14 protein-coding genes, 2 pseudogenes and 1 riboswitch are annotated in these 19,251 nt (G+C 34.0%); of the genes and pseudogenes, 11 read left to right on the top strand and 5 right to left on the bottom strand.

Annotation, left to right across the window (positions count from 1 at the left end; translation table 11 throughout):
- Window positions 1–220: 220 nt before the first annotated feature.
- From ACQKOG_RS19495 to ACQKOG_RS19465, 7 genes and pseudogenes are all read left to right on the top strand, one after another.
- Window positions 221–871, top strand: coding sequence for an SMI1/KNR4 family protein (locus tag ACQKOG_RS19495; RefSeq protein ID WP_427448001.1), 651 nt, complete (start codon window positions 221–223; stop codon window positions 869–871).
- Window positions 872–1,193: 322 nt separating this feature from the next.
- Window positions 1,194–1,355, top strand: coding sequence for a competence pheromone ComX (comX, locus tag ACQKOG_RS19490; protein WP_402874713.1), 162 nt, complete (start codon window positions 1,194–1,196; stop codon window positions 1,353–1,355).
- The gene (locus tag ACQKOG_RS19485; protein ID WP_427447999.1) at window positions 1,346–3,685 is read left to right on the top strand and encodes an ATP-binding protein; all 2,340 of its coding nucleotides are present in this window, start codon (window positions 1,346–1,348) and stop codon (window positions 3,683–3,685) included. The genes comX and ACQKOG_RS19485 overlap by 10 nt, the downstream gene beginning before the upstream one ends.
- Window positions 3,686–3,878: 193 nt before the next feature.
- Window positions 3,879–5,171 carry a serine hydrolase domain-containing protein gene (locus ACQKOG_RS19480; protein WP_427447997.1) on the top strand — a complete coding sequence of 431 codons (1,293 nt, stop codon included), beginning with the start codon at window positions 3,879–3,881 and terminating at the stop codon, window positions 5,169–5,171.
- A gap of 243 nt (window positions 5,172–5,414) precedes the next feature.
- Window positions 5,415–6,101, top strand: coding sequence for an endonuclease V (locus ACQKOG_RS19475; RefSeq protein WP_427447995.1), 687 nt, complete (start codon window positions 5,415–5,417; stop codon window positions 6,099–6,101).
- A gap of 197 nt (window positions 6,102–6,298) precedes the next feature.
- Window positions 6,299–6,829: an SMI1/KNR4 family protein gene (locus tag ACQKOG_RS19470; protein ID WP_427447993.1), complete on the top strand. Its 531-nt coding sequence runs from the start codon at window positions 6,299–6,301 to the stop codon at window positions 6,827–6,829.
- An 18-nt stretch (window positions 6,830–6,847) separates the two neighbouring features.
- Window positions 6,848–7,459 (top strand): annotated as a pseudogene (locus tag ACQKOG_RS19465) (SMI1/KNR4 family protein); the annotation flags it as partial.
- 82 nt (window positions 7,460–7,541) lie between these two features.
- Here ACQKOG_RS19465 and ACQKOG_RS19460 read toward each other — a convergent pair.
- Genes ACQKOG_RS19460 through ACQKOG_RS19450 form a run of 3 tightly spaced genes read right to left on the bottom strand, consistent with a single transcriptional unit; the run spans window position 7,542 to window position 10,183 of the window.
- On the bottom strand, window positions 7,542–8,828 hold the full coding sequence (locus ACQKOG_RS19460) for an AAA family ATPase (RefSeq protein ID WP_415732098.1): 1,287 nt from the start codon (window positions 8,826–8,828) through the stop codon (window positions 7,542–7,544).
- On the bottom strand, window positions 8,821–9,723 hold the full coding sequence (locus tag ACQKOG_RS19455) for a tetratricopeptide repeat protein (protein ID WP_370079815.1): 903 nt from the start codon (window positions 9,721–9,723) through the stop codon (window positions 8,821–8,823). The genes ACQKOG_RS19460 and ACQKOG_RS19455 overlap by 8 nt, the downstream gene beginning before the upstream one ends.
- Window positions 9,724–9,733: 10 nt before the next feature.
- Window positions 9,734–10,183 (bottom strand): hypothetical protein, encoded by a 450-nt coding sequence (locus tag ACQKOG_RS19450; protein ID WP_370079816.1) that lies wholly within the window; start codon window positions 10,181–10,183, stop codon window positions 9,734–9,736.
- A gap of 406 nt (window positions 10,184–10,589) precedes the next feature.
- Between ACQKOG_RS19450 and ACQKOG_RS19445 the strand changes: the two genes are divergently transcribed.
- The 3 genes and pseudogenes from ACQKOG_RS19445 (at window position 10,590) to ACQKOG_RS19435 (ending at window position 15,271) form a co-directional block, all read left to right on the top strand.
- Window positions 10,590–13,451, top strand: a complete 2,862-nt coding sequence (locus ACQKOG_RS19445) for a hypothetical protein (RefSeq protein WP_427447990.1) — start codon at window positions 10,590–10,592, stop codon at window positions 13,449–13,451.
- 224 nt (window positions 13,452–13,675) lie between these two features.
- Window positions 13,676–14,000 (top strand): annotated as a pseudogene (locus tag ACQKOG_RS19440) (amidohydrolase); the annotation flags it as partial.
- Between the two features lie 302 nt (window positions 14,001–14,302).
- Window positions 14,303–15,271: a glutaminase gene (locus ACQKOG_RS19435; protein ID WP_370079819.1), complete on the top strand. Its 969-nt coding sequence runs from the start codon at window positions 14,303–14,305 to the stop codon at window positions 15,269–15,271.
- A 139-nt stretch (window positions 15,272–15,410) separates the two neighbouring features.
- Here ACQKOG_RS19435 and ACQKOG_RS19430 read toward each other — a convergent pair whose 3' ends face one another.
- Together ACQKOG_RS19430 and ACQKOG_RS19425 are read right to left on the bottom strand one after the other, a co-directional pair.
- Window positions 15,411–16,751, bottom strand: coding sequence for an amino acid permease (locus ACQKOG_RS19430; protein WP_370079821.1), 1,341 nt, complete (start codon window positions 16,749–16,751; stop codon window positions 15,411–15,413).
- Between the two features lie 164 nt (window positions 16,752–16,915).
- Window positions 16,916–16,992, bottom strand: a riboswitch (glycine riboswitch).
- Between the two features lie 524 nt (window positions 16,993–17,516).
- On the bottom strand, window positions 17,517–17,906 hold the full coding sequence (locus ACQKOG_RS19425; RefSeq protein WP_132357268.1) for a rhodanese-like domain-containing protein: 390 nt from the start codon (window positions 17,904–17,906) through the stop codon (window positions 17,517–17,519).
- A 352-nt stretch (window positions 17,907–18,258) separates the two neighbouring features.
- On the opposite strand from ACQKOG_RS19425, the gene ACQKOG_RS19420 reads away from it, so the two are divergent.
- Entirely contained in the window at window positions 18,259–19,089 is an 831-nt protein-coding gene (locus tag ACQKOG_RS19420; RefSeq protein ID WP_402874690.1) for a lipoate--protein ligase family protein, read from the top strand.
- Window positions 19,090–19,251 lie beyond the last annotated feature (162 nt).

The raw sequence follows: 19,251 nt of genomic DNA, 5'->3' as shown, positions 1-19,251 counted from the left end.
GTCATAGGGCATTCACCTCATTCAGTATGTTAGTTTCGTCGCTACCATTATACCGAATTTGGGGAGGTGCCCGTTTTTTATTGTTTCAGAACCCCTGATGCTAAAGGGATTAGAATTATGAAATTAACTCATTTATAAATAGTTTAATAATAATTAATTTAGAAGAAAAAAGTTATGAAAAGAAATCCAGCAGATGATTTAGATTATAAGGTGGTGAACAATGTTTCATTTAAATAATATTTCCGATTTAATTAAAAATGTCCCAGCAAGTGAGAAGGAAATCGGTAGTCTAGAAGATAAAATGAACATTAGACTACCTGTTCCGTATAGAAGCTTACTAAAAAACGCTAATGGCTTTTCCATTGCAGGTGGTGTGTTGATTTATGGTACTGAGGATCTTATAGAGAGAAACGAAACCTGGGAAGTAAATGAGTATGCAAAAGGTTACGTTGCTATTGGCGATGATGGTGGCGGCAATGTTTTTTTAATGGAACTAAATGCTAAAGAGAGTAAGATATTCGTCTTGGATTGCGGAGATATGAATACACAAAATGCAACTATTATTCCCTTAGACTTTAACAGTTGGATTGGTAGCGGTTGTGTTAGTGAGTTAAAGGAGTTAGATGACTCTATTGAAACTTGTAGCATTGTGTTAACAGCTTCACCCATTGGGGGATTAAAAGATTTAGTCAAAATAAAAAATGTTTTGTACTTAAAGATATCTACTTTTGATTTACTAAAATGTTCTAAAACACTTCCTTGTGAACTTGTTAATGAATACCCTTACTATCAAGCTATAAGGCAAATTGAATCATTGGGGGAAATTGGACAAGTACTTAAAGTAGTTCCTTTTAAAAAAGATAAAATATAAAAACATTGGCGTATTCCAATTTTATAAGAGTAGAAGGAATACGCTTTTTAATATTTTAAATTTTTGAAATGGAATTTAGTTATTGAGGTTGAATATTTGGAAAATTAGTACATTGTGTGAAAATGCTGCGTAATCTATTGTTTATTTGGCGAATTCTAGAAAATATTGTTGATTAATAGTAAAACGATAGTATAATGGAGTTGTAGTTACATTTATGGTTATTAATTCCTTGTAAAAGAATTGGTAAATTAAAGTTGGAGCTCAATATAATGAGTACCCCAGAAAGTGTAACTATAAAAAATAAATGAAATGAGGAGATTTTATGATTAGCGTGATTCAATATTTAGAGCAAAATCCGTCGATGGTAACTTTGATAAAAGAAAAAAAAGCTTCTCTAGTTGGTATGACTGAGCTTGAGCAGAAGGCAATCATAACATCATTTGATGATGAAGAAACATGTTTAGAAAGCGGCTTTTGGCACTAAACTTTTTAAAAAATAATTGGCTATGGCTTGCTATAAGTACTTATCTCATCTTTGGAAGCTATTTGCTTTATGTTACTTATAGCACGCCTTATTTGGGAATTAAATTAAAAGAAGAGAATGGACAATGGCTAATAATAGAACCATATTTTAAGGAGTGGGCAAATAAGCAAAATATCTCAGCTGGGGATATTATTTTAGAAGTTGATGGTAATAATATTAATGAATTAAATATTATTAAATATGATCCTGTAATTAGGGTAGCTAAAGAGTTAACGTTGGAGAAACAAGAAGATAGACGATTAATTAATATACAAATAAAACCATTTGACATTCCTGAACAACTTTTCTATATATTTTTTTTACCAGCATGTTATTATTTGTTAAGTCTAATTATTTCTCTCTATTTATACAAGAAACAAAAGAACTCGAGTCTAATAAATTTACTTATTCTGTTTATTCTATCAGTATCATTAGCTTATGTTAGTATCGGTGCATCAGGAAGATTAGATAGTGTTGGAACAGTTGTGAATCGAAGTAGTATGCTACTTTGTCTTGTTCTCTTGATTCACTTTTTAAGAAATTATTTTTTATTCTTGAATTTAAAATGGTTATTAATTCACAACATTAAAATACTATATATACTACCTTTAATTATAGTTTTTCTTAGTATTTTTAGTATCATCTTCCCATCTACAAATACTTTATTCTCTAATTTTACCTTGTGGTTATTTTTTATTTTATTAATAATAATTCTTTGTATTTTAGGGATAGGTTATTCAAAATATAAGACCCCTCAATTGAAAATTTTTTTACTAAGTATTATTATCCCATTCTTACCATTCCTTTTTTTGTTTGCCATACCTGAGATTATTTCCTATAAATATATACTTTCTGCCGAAATATGCTCCTTATTTTTAATGTTCATACCATATAGCTTTATATGTACACAGCTCACTGAACGTATATTTGATATGGAATACTTTATTACCCGTTTACGCTATTACTTTAATTTTTCATTTGTTTTTACGATTTGGTTATTAATAGGTCTGTATGTAATTACTGATTTGTCTATTTCAAGAATGGCGGAATTATTCTTTTTTGCCTTCTTATCATTAATAGCACTTTTCTATATTAAAGAGAAAATAGATTATCATAAGCGAAAAATTCTTTTTTCAACAAAAGGGGATTATATCCATCGATTGTATACGACAGTTGATAGTATAGGTAGGGTCGTGAAGATTGAAGACTTGCTAGATAAATTTGTTCAAGAAATTGCTTTACACCTTGAGATTAAACATGTTTACGTATTAACCTATGATTTGCAAACACATCAAGTTACTTCCACAAGTACATCAAAAGACTATACTCAAAATCAAATGGACGAAATATTACTTGAGAATCTCCACATGGGGGATATAAAGAAAACGGAGCATTTTTATATAGCTTTTATCCACCAAGATGTAAATTATAAAAGAATACTAGTCGTAGACCATAATAAATCGATTTATTTAAAGGATGAGGAGTTATTATGGCTTGAATTATTACTTTTATATGTAAATAATTTTATTGAAAATACGAAAATGGTGGAAGGTCTATTAGAACAGTTAAAGCATATGAAAGAGGCTGATAAAAGTCAGCTACCATGGCTCAATAAGCTTCTTTGGCTACGATTTGAACAAGAAAAATATCAATTAGCTCAAGAGCTTCATGATACGGTTTTACAAGAGCAGCTACATATTGCTCGAGAAATGGATGTATGTATTCATGCGAAGAGGACAACGGATATTCAGGTGAACCTTTCTAAGATTCATGATCATATGATTGCATCGTTGAATGATTTAAGAGGCTACTGTGAAAATTTGAAGCCGCCATTATTAGATACACTAGGCTTAAATGCTGCACTTGAGAAGCTTATTCAAAAAGTTCATAAGCGTGCGAATTTTGTTTTAGTTTACACAATTGATCGTCTATATTTAGAAGATGAGCGTTTAAACTTGATGATTTATCGGCTTTTTCAAGAGTTGTTAAACAATGCATTAAGACACTCGTATGCCAACACTGTCGAAATTCATTTGTTAGAAACAGACGATGGCTTTGAAATTATTTATTTAGACGATGGTGTAGGATGCCAAATGGATGGAATTATTGTTTCTGATTCAATGGGAATCAGGGGAATGCAAGAGAGGGTACATGCTTTTAATGGCCAGTTTTCTATCAATACCAATGTAGGAGAAGGAATGTCCATTCGAATTAAGATAAATGAAGGAAATCATACTCATCCCTATGACTACGATACTTATAATAGAAAGCCAACTCTTAGTAGAGGATAATATATGAATAGAAAGAAAGATATGAACCATTTAAACACCTCCTAATCTTCTCGTATTGTGTAGAAATTACAGTGCGAGTTGGATTGGGAGGTTTTGCATTGAAGTATATAGAACTTCAAGATATGCGGATTTGGCAACTCATCAGGTAAAAAAATTAAAGAATGATTATTCATTTTAGTAAGGAGAAACTCACATGCTATTAGAAGAACGGTTAAATAATTGGGTAGATTCTTATAATCGAAACGGTTATTTGAATGGTACTTTATTAATTGCATCTAATGAGAATATTCTTTTAAACAGAGGGTTTGGTATGGCGAATTGGGAGCATAGCATTCCCAATGTACCCACAACTAAATTTCGTATAGGGTCGCTCACGAAAGCATTTACAGCGATGGCAATATTTCAATTGCATGAAAAGCAAAAGTTGAATATAAATGATTGTGTAGGAAAATATCTACAAGATTATCCGAATGGTCAACAGATAACAATATTTCATTGTTTAACTAATAGTTCTGGAATACCTAATTATACAAATGCCCCTGATTTTTGGTTTCGCACAATGAGATTGCCATCAACATTAGATCAGTTAATTGATTCCTTTAAAGAAAGGGAATTAGAGTTTGAACCTGGTAGTAAATTTGGCTATTCGAATTCAGCGTATGCGTTGTTAACGGCTATTATTGAAGAAGTTTCAGACATGTCTTATGCAGATTATATACAGCAGCATATATGTCATCCATTAGGTATGTATCATACAGGCTGTGATGATGGGGTGAAGCTTGTTCCAGGTTTAGCTTCTGGTTATTCATTTTGGGAAGAACCCATTCATTCAGCGTATGCGGATATGTCATTCCCATTAGGTTCCTACGGTTTATATTCAACAACAGAGGACCTATTTATTTGGGATCAGGCATTAACATCATCCAAAATACTTCGCAAAGAATTAACAGAGAAAATGTTGACTCCAAATCTTGGATCCTATGCGTGTGGCTGGATGGTCTCTGAAGTAATGGGGAAAAAATGTGTGCATCATTTTGGAGATATTAGCGGTTATTCAAGTGATTTCCTTAGATTTGTTGATGACCAAGTTACGATTATCTTTTTAAGTAATATGAATGTTACACCTGTCATGCACTTAAGTAGAGAGATTGCAAAAAACACTTTTGATAAAAATGTATCTTCACCGGCACCTAGAGTTCCGATAGCATTCACAAAGAAAGAATCTATCGTGGGGCAATATTTAATGGAAAATAAAGTACTTACTATTTCAATTAAAAATGAAGAGCTTTATCTAACGGTCCCTAAGATGTATGGAGCAGTATATAAATTTAAGCTTATACCAATTAGTCATGACGCTACGAAAAGCACTTTTTTAACAGAGATGATTTATGAACGATTGATATTTTATTATTCATTATCAGGCGAAATAGAGTGTGTGCAGTACGTCGATTGTTATGAAAAAACTTATATGCTTTATAAGCAATAGATAGAGCATCAATATTATATTTTGAAACTTTAGAAAGAGGCAACTCATTAGTTAAGATGCCTCTTTGATTTTATTCATTAAATGTGCTTAGCGTGAAACCGAAGATACTTTCCGGTACTTTTCGTATTGTGCAGCATTCACGGTACGTGTATGGATTGGAGGTTTTTGCTTTTGGTTGCTATATTTCCTATAACAAACACTGTTATTTATGTATCATGATAATAGAGAGGAGATGATATCTTCATGAAAATGGAAGAAATGATCCTGAATTATACATCGCAACAAAATGAATTGAGGAAGCGTATTTCCCTACAAAACAATTTTTCTAATGATCAAATTCAGCTCGTTGCAGGGGTGGATATTGCCTATTGGGGCGAAAATAATAAAGAATATGGAGCTTGTTGCATTCAAGTTATTGATTTTAGTTCCAAAAAAATCGTTGAACAAGTTGAGTACATAAATGAAATCACAATTCCATATATTTCTGGGTTTTTAGCCTTTCGTGAATTGCCTCTTGTATTAGAGGCTGTTAAAAAGTTGAGAACGGATCCAGACATTTATATGTTTGATGGAAATGGTTATTTACATAGTCGTCATATGGGCATTGCTACACATGCCTCATTTTTCTTGGAAAAACCGACAATTGGAGTTGCTAAAACTTATTATAAAATAGAGAACGCAGATTTTATAATGCCGGAAAATATAACTGGAGCGTTTACTGATATTGTGATTGATGGGGAAGTGTATGGTCGTGCTCTAAGAAGTAGAAAGGATGTTAAACCGATATTTGTGTCATGTGGTAACGAGATTGATTTAGATACGGCAACTAATATAACGATGCATTTTATTGAAAAAGACAGCCGTTTACCAATCCCTACAAGATATGCGGATTTAGCGACTCATCAGGCAAGAAAAATACAACGAGATTAGAGTAAGTGTTTAACTTCTTTCAGCGGGTATTCAAACTCGCTGAAATAGAGGAACTCAGGCTAAGTACTTCACATCCTGTGAAAACGCCTGAGTGACGGACATCGTGTCGGCCTAAATCCTCCGGACGCAATTATGCCGGGGCATAATTGATTAGTGTTAAGGAATTCAATTAATAATTAAAATGAGAGGGATAACAAGTGAAAAGTGAAGCTGAAATTCTATGGAATCGTATAATTGAAAAAAATTCGAAGTTAGAAGTGAATGGTATAGAAGCATTAAACCTTCAGCCTGGTGCAACAGCTGAAGAATTTCAACTAATCGAAACTACATTAGGTATTACTCTTCCAGAAGAGATGAAAAGTTTTTATCGTATATGTAATGGGCAAGTCTGGTCGCAAGGTGTACAGCCCTTTGTTAGGAATTTAACACTTTCTCCTATTTCGGAAATTATTGACAATTGGAAGTTTCTACAGGAGGAGTTTGATCCAGATGATTTGCTTTCAGATACAGAGTATGCTGTTGAGGTAAAACCAACGCTTTGGAATGAAAAATGGATTCCGATTGCTGAAAATGGTGGAGGCGATTATCTTTGTCTTGATACAGATCCAACAGAAAAAGGAGTAGTGGGTCAAGTGTTGTATTTTTGGCATGATTGGGGAGATCGAACAATTGATGCAGATGGTCTGTTTGAATTTATAAAAATCGCTTTAAATGAAGAAACTATTTAAAAAAGGAGGTAAACGACGATGATTCAGTTGATAATGAACAAATTAAAGGTTCAATTAGACCAATTATTTTCACCTTTTTTAAATCCACCAGCTTCTGAGGAAGAGATACAGAAGGCTGAAATTGAGATGGGTATTAAATTTCCTGATGAATTAAGGGAGCTTTATCTTTTGCATAATGGAGAGAACGAAGATGGGCCGGGTTTGTTTTTTGGAATGCAGTTTTTACCATTAGATGATGTTTTACAGGAATGGCATGTATGGGCACAGCTAGAAGAGAAATTTGCATTGGAAGGTGCTTCTTATTCCGTCCCAACTGGATACATAAAAGAGAGGGGTATCAATCGTAAGTGGATACCTATTAGTAAAGATTTTGGTGGCAATAATATCGGCATAGATCTCGATCCAGATAAGAAAGGGCGAATAGGGCAAGTCATCAATTTTGGGCGTGATGAGGAAATAAAGTATGTGATAGCAAATCAATTATCAGAATTCCTACTATTTATTTCTGAAACGATAGTACAGGGTAATTATCAAATTGAACAAGAAGAAGATTATATCTACTGGAATTTTGAAAACAGCACCCATTTTTTAGATATACTAAACGCCATTGAATTGCCTGTTCTAGACCCTGTGCCGAGGCATAATTGATAGTAACATACATGTGAAAGAGGCATCCCAAATAACAATGGAGATGCCTCTTTGAAGTCATTCTTTAAATGCGTTTAGCATGGGTACGTAGATATTTTTCAACATCATTGTATAACCCTGATTGATTTGCGTATTTCACGTAGTTTTTTGCAGTACGTAACCAATCTAATGTAGATGGTTGTATCTCTTCTAAAACGTGTAATAAATCATTAGTTGTGATTGGACGTTCATCACCGGTTGCTAAAATTTCAGCAAGTACATTTTCAGTAGCTAATTCAATCATATTTTCAATGTCTGCACCTGAGAAAAATTCAGTTTGAGCAGCTAGTGTTGCTACATCTATTTCTTCAGCATATCTTCCCGCTAGCTTCAATTTAAAAATTTGCTCTCTCGCTTTTTTATCTGGTGGAGCGACAAAGATGAGACGGTCGAATCGACCAGGGCGCTTTAAGGCATTATCGATATCCCAAGGGGTATTTGTAGCAGCCATAATAAGCACTTCATCTGTGCTTGTATCAATTCCCTCTAACTCTGTAAGGAATGTGTCGATGATTCCTCGAGTATATTCAGAAGCTTTAGACCGACTCATACCAATCGTATCTACTTCATCAAAAAACATAATACTTGGCTTTTGAAAACGCGCTTTATCAAAAGCAGCTTTTAAATTTTGTTCACTTTCTCCAATATAGCGATTTAATATGTCTGTAATATGAACAGGATAGAAATTAGCCTTACATTCACCAGCGGTTGCCTTGGCGATAAATGTTTTTCCACAACCCGGGGGACCATAGAGAAGAACGCCGCCGCCAACTTTTTTTCGAAACTTAGCAAATAGACCTTTGTTATAAAATGGGCTAATAATACGTAAAGTAATGGTCTTTTTTAAGTCATCAAGCCCAGCAACATCTGTAAAAGTGATTTGTTCCTTACCTTTTTTTACTGTTTTAGGGGCTTTACCATCAATAATTTTTAACCTAGGTGTAAAGTCTATTAATTGATCCGACTCAGTTTCTTCACTTTTGACTTCTCTTTCAAGCAATTCTTCTGCTGAAGCGGCAATGTCTTCAGTAGTCTCAATCATTTCATCTAAATCAGGACTTTTCTGCTGAATAACTGGTGATTGGATATCCATTGACTTCGTTTGCTGAAGTTGTATACTCGTTTTTGTTAATTCATTAATAATTTCCATACGTAGTGTATCATCTGTACAGAGAGAAATTCCTGTTGAATACGATTGTACAGCTTCTAGCCAGCGATCGTTTTCAGCAAGCTCTTTTCCAAGCCAGTAATGTGCTTGAGGGTCAGTTGGGCTTTGTTCCACCATTTGCTGTAACCATTTAATTTTATCCATATCGATAACCCCTTATTTTTCTTAGCCCTTTTGTCAAAGGAACTGATATCCATGTATAGAGTGCAAGTACTACATAGCATTTTAAAAACAGCATGGCTAGACTATCAAACCCTAATGCTATTAATAAAAAGGTTAGCCCAATCCCTACAAGCCACATGATAGAGGGACCCCCTAAACGTTCCATAAAACGATTAGGCGCTAGCAGAGGGTGAGTTGTAATTTCCATCTCTTCTAATATAGATAGTAATGTTTGATCCTCAGGATTTAAAAGAAAGGCTTGTCTGTAATATTCTTTCGCTTCTTTTTCATTATTTCGGAAGGAGGCATTTATTCCAAGGTGCAACAATTTTGCAACTTCACTATCTGCTGAATTCATATATTGTTCTAATGCAAGGATTTGTTGTTCTTTACTTCCATGTACACCTTGTAAAATAAAGTTTCTACGTAACACATATGAATTTTCTGGATCTAATTCTAATGCTTTATTGATTAATAACTTTGATTTATTACGATATCCTGTTTGTTTCATTAAAACAGCATAGCTTGCATGTGTTTCTGCATTATTTGGATTTAAGCGAAGTGATTCAAGAAAGGCTTTTTCTGCTTCTTGCCATCGCTCCGTTTCCATGTATAGATGGCCGAGAAAATAAAATATGAGTTCCTCATCGAATCCTAATCTCATGGCTTCATGAAATTGTTCTTCAGCTTCGTCAAATTCATTTATTGCATAGTTACTGTAAGCTAACATATACCAAAGCCCGCTATTTTCAATATTGTCTTGTAATTCCTCGTTAATAAGCTCGATAACTTGGGGATATTTCCCTATATTAAAATAATGATTGATAACTTCAAAGGATGGTTCTTCATATTCATCATATTCTTCGAATTCACTCATAATATACCTCCTATAGTGCTAGTAAGAATAACGTAATCAAAGCATCGATTAAGCCAGAGAAGATGATTGCGATAAACCCTGGCTTCCATAATGATTCAGCAACACCATCTACTGCTAAATGTTCTTTATATGGCTCGTCTAAAAAAACGAAGAAAATGAAAAAACAGGCAACCCCAAATAGTCGGCCAACTAATTTAATATACTTTTCATCTATGAGGATTAGTTGTTGACCAATTGCGTAAACGATTGCAAGCTTCGCAATAATAAGTACAATACTAATAATCGTTAACAACTGTATGTATTTTTTCTCGATTTTTAGCCATTTAGCGTTTTGTATACCTAGTATGGTAATGGCAAAAATACCACCAAACATAGCAACAAAAAATAGATTACCAATCTCGTAGCTTCTTGTCCTGTCTACTTCATTGTTTGTTAAACTAGGTTCATAAAGATTTTCCATAATACCATCAAGCTCCTTGTTCCCTATTAATATCCTAATAATAGTTGTATTATACATATATTTCTTGAAACTGGAAACCTTCTTTGCAGGATTGTAAAACGGTTATTATGCTCCTTAATTCTCATTACTTACAATATTGTTCAGGTTAATTTTTTGAATCAAATTCATTCAATGATCTCTTTTGTTTCGTCGTTTTGGATCTCATTATCCCAAGTGAATGACATTTGCTGTGAAAATGTGGAAGGGGAAATAAGTAGTATTAAAATCAATAGATAATCAAAATATTATTATTTTCGTTATTGAAATAGGGAGGAAATACACTTTTTAGAAATATTCAATAAAATGAAGAGAATTATTAAAAATGTAACCGATATAATTCAATAGATGATAGAGGAGGTATGAAAATTTGAATAAAAAATTATTTTTGACAGCAGCAGCTATCCCAGTAGCTCTTATTGTACCAACAGTTGCAGGAGCAGCAGCCAATACAGTTTCCATCACAGGACAAAATACAGTAAATGAAACTTTAAAAGCTTCTATTGAAAACTTACCAGCAAATTCGATTGTTAAAGGCTATCAGTGGTATTATGTAGATGGTTCTAACGATTCAACGAATAAACCAATCTCTGGTGCCACAACAGCGTCATTTACAATACCAGTAGAAGCGGCAGGCAAAGCAGTTTTCGTGGAAGCGACTACAACAAATGGCGATAAGTATAAGAGTGAACCCCGTTCGATTAATGAACTAAAACTTTCAATAACTGCGCCAAGAATTGATAGTAGTTCAAATTATGCAGTACCTGGTGAATTGGTACAAGTCGCAGGTGCGATTGTAACCGATGATGCCGGAGCAAAGTTGAAAAGCAGTCAGATTACATATAGCTATCAATGGTTTTATAAAGTAGGTGAATCCTTCACAATAATTGATGGAGCTACTAACGACACATACCGAATTCCTAATAATGCTTTAAGTATTGGCATCACAGATATAATGGTTAATGTAAAGGCAAAGGTAGGAACTGCTTTCGTAGAATCTGAGTTTTCTAGTGTGGTAACAGTATCTAACGAACCATCTGAGTCAATGATTAAGGAAATAAAAACTTTACTAATAAATGACAACAAATATAATGTAAAAAGTTTAGAATCTTTTAAAGCAGAAGTAACGGCATTAGAAAGTAAATATCAGGCACTATCAACTGCAGCAAAGGCGAATGTGACAAATTATGACGTATTAAAGAGAGCAGCTGCAGATGTAGATTTAATTAGCAAGTTAAATGAGAAAGTAGATAAGGTAAAAGAGGTTAATGAAAAAGACCTACCGAAATATTTAAAAGAAATCGATGAGTCCTATGATAAGTTTGATTTATTACAACGTAGTTTAGATATAAATGATGCTTTATACAATAGTATTAAAAACATTTTGATAGATCCGTCACATATCGAAGAATTTAAAGAAGTTAGAAGACTAAATCAGGCAATTGTAGAATTGTTAGCATATAAAAATTCTTTTGTTACGTATGTACCTACTAGCATAGAATCTTTACAAACAGCAGTTGAAACAATTGAAAAGGATATAGCAAAATTATCTCAAACTTACCGAGCAACTGTTCAAAATCAAACAATTTTAAGTGATGCTAAGTCGGATATTAAAAAGATTGAACAATTTATTAAACTTTTCGATAAGCTGTCACAAAATGATTCGCCTAGCAAACAGGTGACAACAGCAAAATCAATTCGTACGTCTTATGAAAAGTTAACTTATAAACAACTTCAACTTGTACCAGCAAAATATATTAGTACATTACTTCAAGCAGAAAACGCAGAAAACAGTCAAATTGACAGATTAAATATCGAGATTGACAATTATGTAGGCGATGTGGATGACAGTTACCCAATTGATCCGTCAGTAACTTCTTGGCAAAGTCATGTTAATAATGTAAACCGTATTATTAATGAATATAAGGGCTTAACGAAAAATTCAGCGGCTAAAATTGTCGGATATGATAGCATGGTAACCCTGCAAAAGGATTTTAAAGCAGCTGAAAAAATTATTAAGGACATGGACGCCTATCAAAAGCTATCAGTAACGCCAGGGGTAGCTGAAAGTAAGTTGAAAACTAATTACACTAATGTATTGAAAGCTTATAATAAGTTAACTAGTCTACAACAATCACTTGTTTATAATGCAAACGATTTTTTATTAAATACCCCGACTATTACGGTTGATTTAAATGGTAAGGAACCTGCTGATAAAGCTGCTGCATTGGCTTTAAAGGCTGATGTTGATAAGCTTACTGATGTAACGAAATATACGTTTACCCAATTCGAAAGTGCTGTTAATGCAGCAACAACAAAATATAAAAACTTATCTTCCGCTGGACGAAAGTACGTAACAAACTATTATTTATTAACAGCGGCTAGTAAAGATCTTTCTGGTGTTAAGTCATTCCATAAAAAAGTGCAAACTGCAAGAGAAGAAACAGATGCTACGAAACAAGCGAAAAAAATTCAAACAGTACAAACTGCTTATGCAAAGCTACCTGCAAATCAACAGTTTCTAGCAAAACAGCAATATGAAGACTTGCTTAACCATCGTTTAGAAGATGTTAATGCACCAGATATCACAAAGTTAAATAATGAAATTGCAAAAATTGTCTCAAATGATACGTATACAGTTTCAATAGAAAAAATTAATGAGCTTTCAACGCAATATAATAAGCTGAGCTCTAGTGATAAAAAACGTATTACGAATGCGTCTATCTTAACAACAGCGGTTTCCGATGTGAAAAAAGTAGAATCATTTATGAAGACGTATGAAAAATCATTTACTAATAACCCAACAACTGTCATTAAAGCTTTTTATAAGCTAACATCAAAACAAATGAGTTTAGTCAGTCCAGAAATACGACAATCCATTATCGATAAGGATCAAGGTCAACAACAGTCTAATGAAAGTGCTTTGAAGTTAGTAGAATCAATTAATTCACTCCTTGTAAATGGTGAATATATTGATGATTTGGAGACTAAAGTAAAAGAAATTCGTACAGCATATGATGGCCTTAGTGCTTCAGAAAAGAGCATCGTAAAAAATTATTCTAAGCTAACACAGGCCGAGAGTGATTTGAAAAAGGTAGCCGATGTACATGCTCTTTATGTACCTTCGACAGAAGAGAATGCAGCAGCTCGTAAAACTTGGCAAACTGCTTACGGTAAGCTCTCGAAAAAATTAGAAATTTTATATAATAAAATGTATGCAAACGATTTATAAAAAATAGTTTAAACTAAAACCCCGAATAACGAATTTATTCGGGGTTTTAGTGTGTGTGCCTGGAAGGTGGATGTCGATAAAAATTAAAAGTTGGGTGATAAAACGTGAAAGTTAGTCGATAAAATTCAAAAGTTGGTTGATAAAACAAAAAAATGTTCCGATGAAATTCAAAAGTTGAATGACATTATGTTAAAAGGATGTCATGTGGATAAGTTGATTGGAGAGAGGAAAATGGTTCAGGTAAAGCTTATATGGAGAAAGCTGGTATTTTTGATGATGTCAATGATGCAATATCTTATCATCCTGGTACTTTTACATCTGTTTTGACTTACACCTCTCTAGCAAACTATGCAGCTACTTTTAAGCTTAGCGAGAAGCAGCCACATCACATTTAGGAAGAAGTGCATTAGATGCAGTTGAACTCATGAATGTTGGGGTAAACTATTTACATGAGCATATCATTCCAGAAGCACGCATTATGCGGTTACAAACATAGGAGGATCGTCTCCAAATGTCGTTCAACCATTTGCAGGGGTGACATACTTAGTGATTTAGGAATACCAACTTATGAAATAGACTGCTGTTGATTTAATTGACAATCCAGTACTTATTGAAGAAGCTAAAAAAGAGTGGTAGGAACGTCTGGATGGGGAGACTTATGTTTCGCTAATTCCAGAAGGCTAAGCCTCGAAAACTTTAAAAAGTCTTTAAAAAGTTATACCAAATAGAGTCTTCGTAGGGTAAACTATGGAGACTCTGTTTTTGCCTATTATTAAGTTTTTTTCTTAGTAAAGTGTATTTATTGAGTAGTTATGGCGTAAAAATGCCGTTTTTTGAAAGGAGATCACAAAATGCCGACAGAACATATCAATCATAATAATCAGCTTGCGGCAGAATGGGTGAAACAGTTTCGTCCTTACGCAAAAGAGGGGAAATGCGCAAGCTATATTCCCGCTTTAGCGGAAAAAGATCCAAATCAATTAGCGATTTCGATTATCGGTACTAATAATGAGGAAATGAAAGCCGGAGAGACAACTGAACTATTTACCCTGCAAAGTGTTTCAAAAGTCGTTACATTTATTTTAGCGTGTATGGAACGAGGGCTACCTTATGTTTTAGAACGAGTAGATGTTGAACCTACAGGTGACACCTTCAATTCAATTATTCGTCTAGAGAGCCATCAACCTGGAAAACCTTTTAATCCAATGATTAATGCAGGTGCAATTACAGTATCCTCTATGCTTGATGGAAATTCTCCGCAAGAGAAGGTTTCAAAAATCCTTCAATTTTTAGAACAAATCGTTGGCAAGGAATTAAAGGTTAATGAAGAGGTTTATCAATCTGAGTGGCAAACTGCAAATCGAAACCGTTCATTAGCCTATTATTTAATGGATTCGGGCTTTTTAAATTGTCCTGTAGAAGAAGCATTAGAGGTATATTTGAAACAATGTGCTATTGAAGTAAATGTTTCGGATTTGGCAATGATTGGTTTAGTCATTGCCAATGATGGCTATCATCCTCATTTAAATAAACAGCTCTTCCCTAAACAAGTAGCAAAATTAGCGAAGGCATTGATGGTTACTTGCGGTATGTATAATGCTTCTGGGAAATTTGCGGCATTTATAGGATTACCCGCTAAAAGTGGTGTCTCTGGGGCAATTTTGGCGGCTGTACCAAGTCACGCAGGCTTAGATTCACCTTTTCCTACCGGCTGTGGTATAGGCATTTATGGACCAGCAATTGATGACATTGGGAACAGTGTAGCCGGAGTGAATTTACTCAAGCATATTGCTACCGAGTGGAATATGAATATTTTTTAATCAATATGAAAGATGACTTCGTAAATGGACGTAGTCATCTTTTTTGTGATTTTACTTCGCTTTCGCACAATAAATAAAGCCCTGAATAGGTACACTTTCTTTAAAAGTGTCACTATTCGGGACAATTCATTTTACCGTATTAGTTCTTTCTTTTCATTTTATAAATAATCATTAGTATGATAAACCAAATTGGTGTTAACAGTAATGCGGTACGTGTTGCCTCTGAAATGAACATGACTACTAATAGAAAAGCAAAGAAGGCAAGTACTAAATAGTTCACGAACGGAGTAAAAGGTGCCTTGAAAATCGATGCTTCATGAAGTGCGCGATTTTTACGTTTATAAATGATATGAGAGATTAATATAATACTCCATACCCATATAAAGCAAATAGCACTAATCGTTGTAACAACACTAAAGGCGTTTTCAGGCATTAATTTACTTAGTAATGCACCAGCGGAAACTACAATTGCAGAAACAACGAGTGCGTTACTTGGCACACTGTTTTTATTGAGCTTTGCAAACTTTGGCGAAGCTTGCTTGTTGTTCCCAAGATTAAAAAGCATACGGCTAGTAGAAAATAAACCACTATTACCGGCAGAAGCGGCAGATGTAAGTACGACAAAATTAATAATACCTGCAGCAATTGGAATACCAGCTAGTGTAAATACTTGTACAAATGGACTACTAGAGGCAGACATTTCATTCCAAGGATTAATGCATAAAATAACAAATAATGCCCCTACGTAGAATAATAAAATGCGTAATGGAATTTTGTTAATGGCAGAAGGAATATTTTTTTTAGGATTGGCTGTTTCAGCAGCAGAAACCCCTACTAACTCGACACCAACAAAAGCGAAAACAACCATTTGGAATGCCATTAGGAAACCGTGTAAGCCGTTCGGGAATAACCCGCCATGTGCCCAAAGATTTTCAACAGAAACTGTGCCAGAGCTTGTTTGAAAACCTGTAAATAACATGAATACTCCAATCACAATCAGTGCCACAATTGTAATGACTTTTATAAGTGCAAACCAAAATTCTAGTTCGCCAAATAGTTTTACAGTTAATAAATTCAACATTAATAACAGTACTAAACAGCCAATTGCAGGCACCCATTGTGGTATATCAAACCAATATTGTACATAAACGCCGACAGCAATAATATCTGCCATAGCGGTCATGATCCAGCAGAACCAGTATGTCCAGCCAGTGATGTAACCTGCCCAAGGTCCTATGTATTCGGATGCAAAATCAGTAAACGATGTATAGCCAGCATTCGATAATAATAGTTCACCTAATGCCCGCATAACAAAAAATAAGGCGGTTCCGACAATGAGATAAGCAAAGATAATGGAAGGTCCCGCTAAAGCAATGGCTTTGCCTGATCCTAAAAATAAACCAGTACCGATTGTTCCACCAATCGCTATGAGCTGCACATGGCGATTTTTTAATTCACGTTTTAATTGTTGTTGTTCCACGTTAATCCCCCTCAAAGATACGTAAAAACTATGACTGGAAAATAAAAAAAGAGACTAGTAGTGACACTAGTCTCGTAAATGACAGAATAACAAATACCAATTGCGGATGTTGTATGTAAAAAAAGAAAACATTCGTGTGGTATAGCTTTCATGTTGAAAGTTGATATTACTCCTCTGTCCTTTTGCCTGAGATAGTGAACCCTTCGGCGACGCAAAATGCGCTCTCTCCAGAACTGCTCCTGCTATAGTGTTATCCATAGCATTCATAGCTTATATTGTATGTCTGTATGACATTATTTTAAGATATTATAAATCCTATCAGTGCCTACTTAATTATTCAAGGATAAATTTCAGACATTTTCAGAAAAAAAGAAGAATGGAGTTCATCTAGGTAAATACTTTACGAAAAATAGTATTTTTAGACATATGTAAATTTAAGGATAATGTTTTAATTCGCGGTATATGGAGTTGGAAGAGATGAAAATTGGAACTAGCTTAGGAAGCGGCTCGCATTTTGGTAAAGGAATGTGAAAGAGAGTATGTATCTTTCGTTGCTTTAACTTACTCCAACTAACTTGTCAGACATTAAACAAAATATATAATATAGTAGAAACTCAGAATTTTTTGCAAAAAGTAAACCATCTCATAGTCATTTGAGATGGTTTCTTTTAGTTTAAACAATGTGATATAGGTAAATATAAATAAATTTACTTTGTTTCCGTGAGTAGATTTATTTATATTAGTCACTAATGTCTTATTGATTTTTTAATTTTGTTTTTTGGACTTTATTTTACCTGTCCAAGTACGGAAGCCGCCTTGAAGTTGGTAAATTTGGTTGTAGCCACGTTTTTTAAGAAATAAAGCAGCACGTGAGCTACGGCCTGTATTTTGACAGTATAAATATACTGGTAAATCTGGGCGGATTTCTTTGTGACGTTGACGTAGAGTAGTTGAAGGAACATTGCGTGCACCAAGGATGTGACCAGCATCAAATTCTTTTTGTTCACGTACGTCGATAAGCTGTGCTTTACGATAGCCTTCAATAAATTGTTCTTGTGTTAGGTTTGTTACGGCTTTTTTTAGTCGTAGGGCGTTAATGCCGATATAAGCAATTACAACTACTAAAATAACACCGATTGTGATAAGTATGTTCAACAAAATTTCTTACCCCTTTCTATCTTCTTTATTATTATAAAAGATGCGCTAGCGATAGTCCAATGAGTTTGATAAAATAAATTAGATTGTGGCTAGAATTAATTTATCTCTATTTATATGGATTTTATTAGTGAACTGTCACAGTATCTTTCCACTATTTTCTTGGATTAGGGTGGTGGATACTTTCATAAAGAATAGAACTTAAAGCAGAGTGTCAAAATTTTGAGAAGCATTATTTTTGGCTCATAACAAAGAATTGGATAACATTTGTTAAAATGAATGCCATATATAAGGTGACTTATTTTGTACACTTTCGCTAAAGTTTAATTAAATATTTGTAGGAGATGAAAATATGACAACTTGGTATTTTCTAAATTCAGGGAAATGTAGCCCTTCTTTTAATATGGCATTAGATGAAGCATTACTTGATTGGCATAGTGAAGGTTTAATTCCACCAGTTATTCGTTTTTATGAGTGGGAGCCAGCAACACTTTCGATTGGCTATTTCCAGCAGGCGAAAAGAGATATTAATCTAGAAGCGGTACGAGAACAAGGACTAGGCTTTGTTCGTCGTCCAACAGGTGGTAGAGCTGTTTTACATGAACATGAATTGACATATAGTGTCATTGTTTCAGAAAGCTATCCAAATATGCCTGAATCAGTGACAGAGGCGTATAGAGTGTTAAGTGAAGGTATATTGAAAGGTTTTCATAATCTAGGTATGGATGCTTATTTTAGTGTACCTGATACAGAAGAACAAAGAGCAGACTTAAAGAAACCAAAAAGCGCAGTTTGCTTTGATGCGCCAAGCTGGTATGAGCTTGTTGTAGAAGGTAAAAAAGTAGCGGGTAGTGCACAAACTCGTCAAAAAGGTGTTATTTTACAGCACGGAGCTATTTTACTTGATTTAGATCAGGAGAAATTATTGTCTGTTTTCAATTTTTCAAGTGAAGAAGCGAAGGACCGCATGCGTAGAAAGATGCCAGAGAAAGCGGTTGCTATCAATAACCTTGTCAAAGAACCAGTGACTATTGAACAATGTGTGACAGCTTTTCGTGATGGTTTTGCAAAATCGTTGCAAATTGATTTAAAACCATTTACACTTTCTGAGGAGCAATTAGAATATGTACATGCACTAGAAGAAAAAAAATATGCATGTGATGATTGGAACTTCAAAAAATAAAAAATGGTATAAGAAAAATATTTTTTTATCGTTCAACCCTTGTAATAACAAGCAGTTCGGATTCTATTCGAAATTGCAAGAGTTGAATTAAAAAACTATATATAGTATCTTTTTTAAAGAAACATACACAATATGTAGTGTTTAACGACACATGATATTGTG

The sequence above is a fragment of the Lysinibacillus sp. NPDC093216 genome, from assembly GCF_050280325.1.
Classification (GTDB): domain Bacteria; phylum Bacillota; class Bacilli; order Bacillales_A; family Planococcaceae; genus Lysinibacillus.
Note: the sequence above shows the minus strand (reverse complement) of the source record. Positions and strands in the feature narration are given on the sequence as shown.

Coding starts and splice junctions, on each gene's coding strand:
- ACQKOG_RS19495 (WP_427448001.1), top strand. CDS start 221: ATGTTTCATTTAAATAATATTTCCGATTTAATTAAAAATGTCCCAGCA.
- comX (WP_402874713.1), top strand. CDS start 1,194: ATGATTAGCGTGATTCAATATTTAGAGCAAAATCCGTCGATGGTAACT.
- ACQKOG_RS19480 (WP_427447997.1), top strand. CDS start 3,879: ATGCTATTAGAAGAACGGTTAAATAATTGGGTAGATTCTTATAATCGA.
- ACQKOG_RS19475 (WP_427447995.1), top strand. CDS start 5,415: ATGAAAATGGAAGAAATGATCCTGAATTATACATCGCAACAAAATGAA.
- ACQKOG_RS19460 (WP_415732098.1), bottom strand. CDS start 8,828: ATGGATAAAATTAAATGGTTACAGCAAATGGTGGAACAAAGCCCAACT.
- ACQKOG_RS19455 (WP_370079815.1), bottom strand. CDS start 9,723: ATGAGTGAATTCGAAGAATATGATGAATATGAAGAACCATCCTTTGAA.
- ACQKOG_RS19450 (WP_370079816.1), bottom strand. CDS start 10,183: ATGGAAAATCTTTATGAACCTAGTTTAACAAACAATGAAGTAGACAGG.
- ACQKOG_RS19435 (WP_370079819.1), top strand. CDS start 14,303: ATGCCGACAGAACATATCAATCATAATAATCAGCTTGCGGCAGAATGG.
- ACQKOG_RS19420 (WP_402874690.1), top strand. CDS start 18,259: ATGACAACTTGGTATTTTCTAAATTCAGGGAAATGTAGCCCTTCTTTT.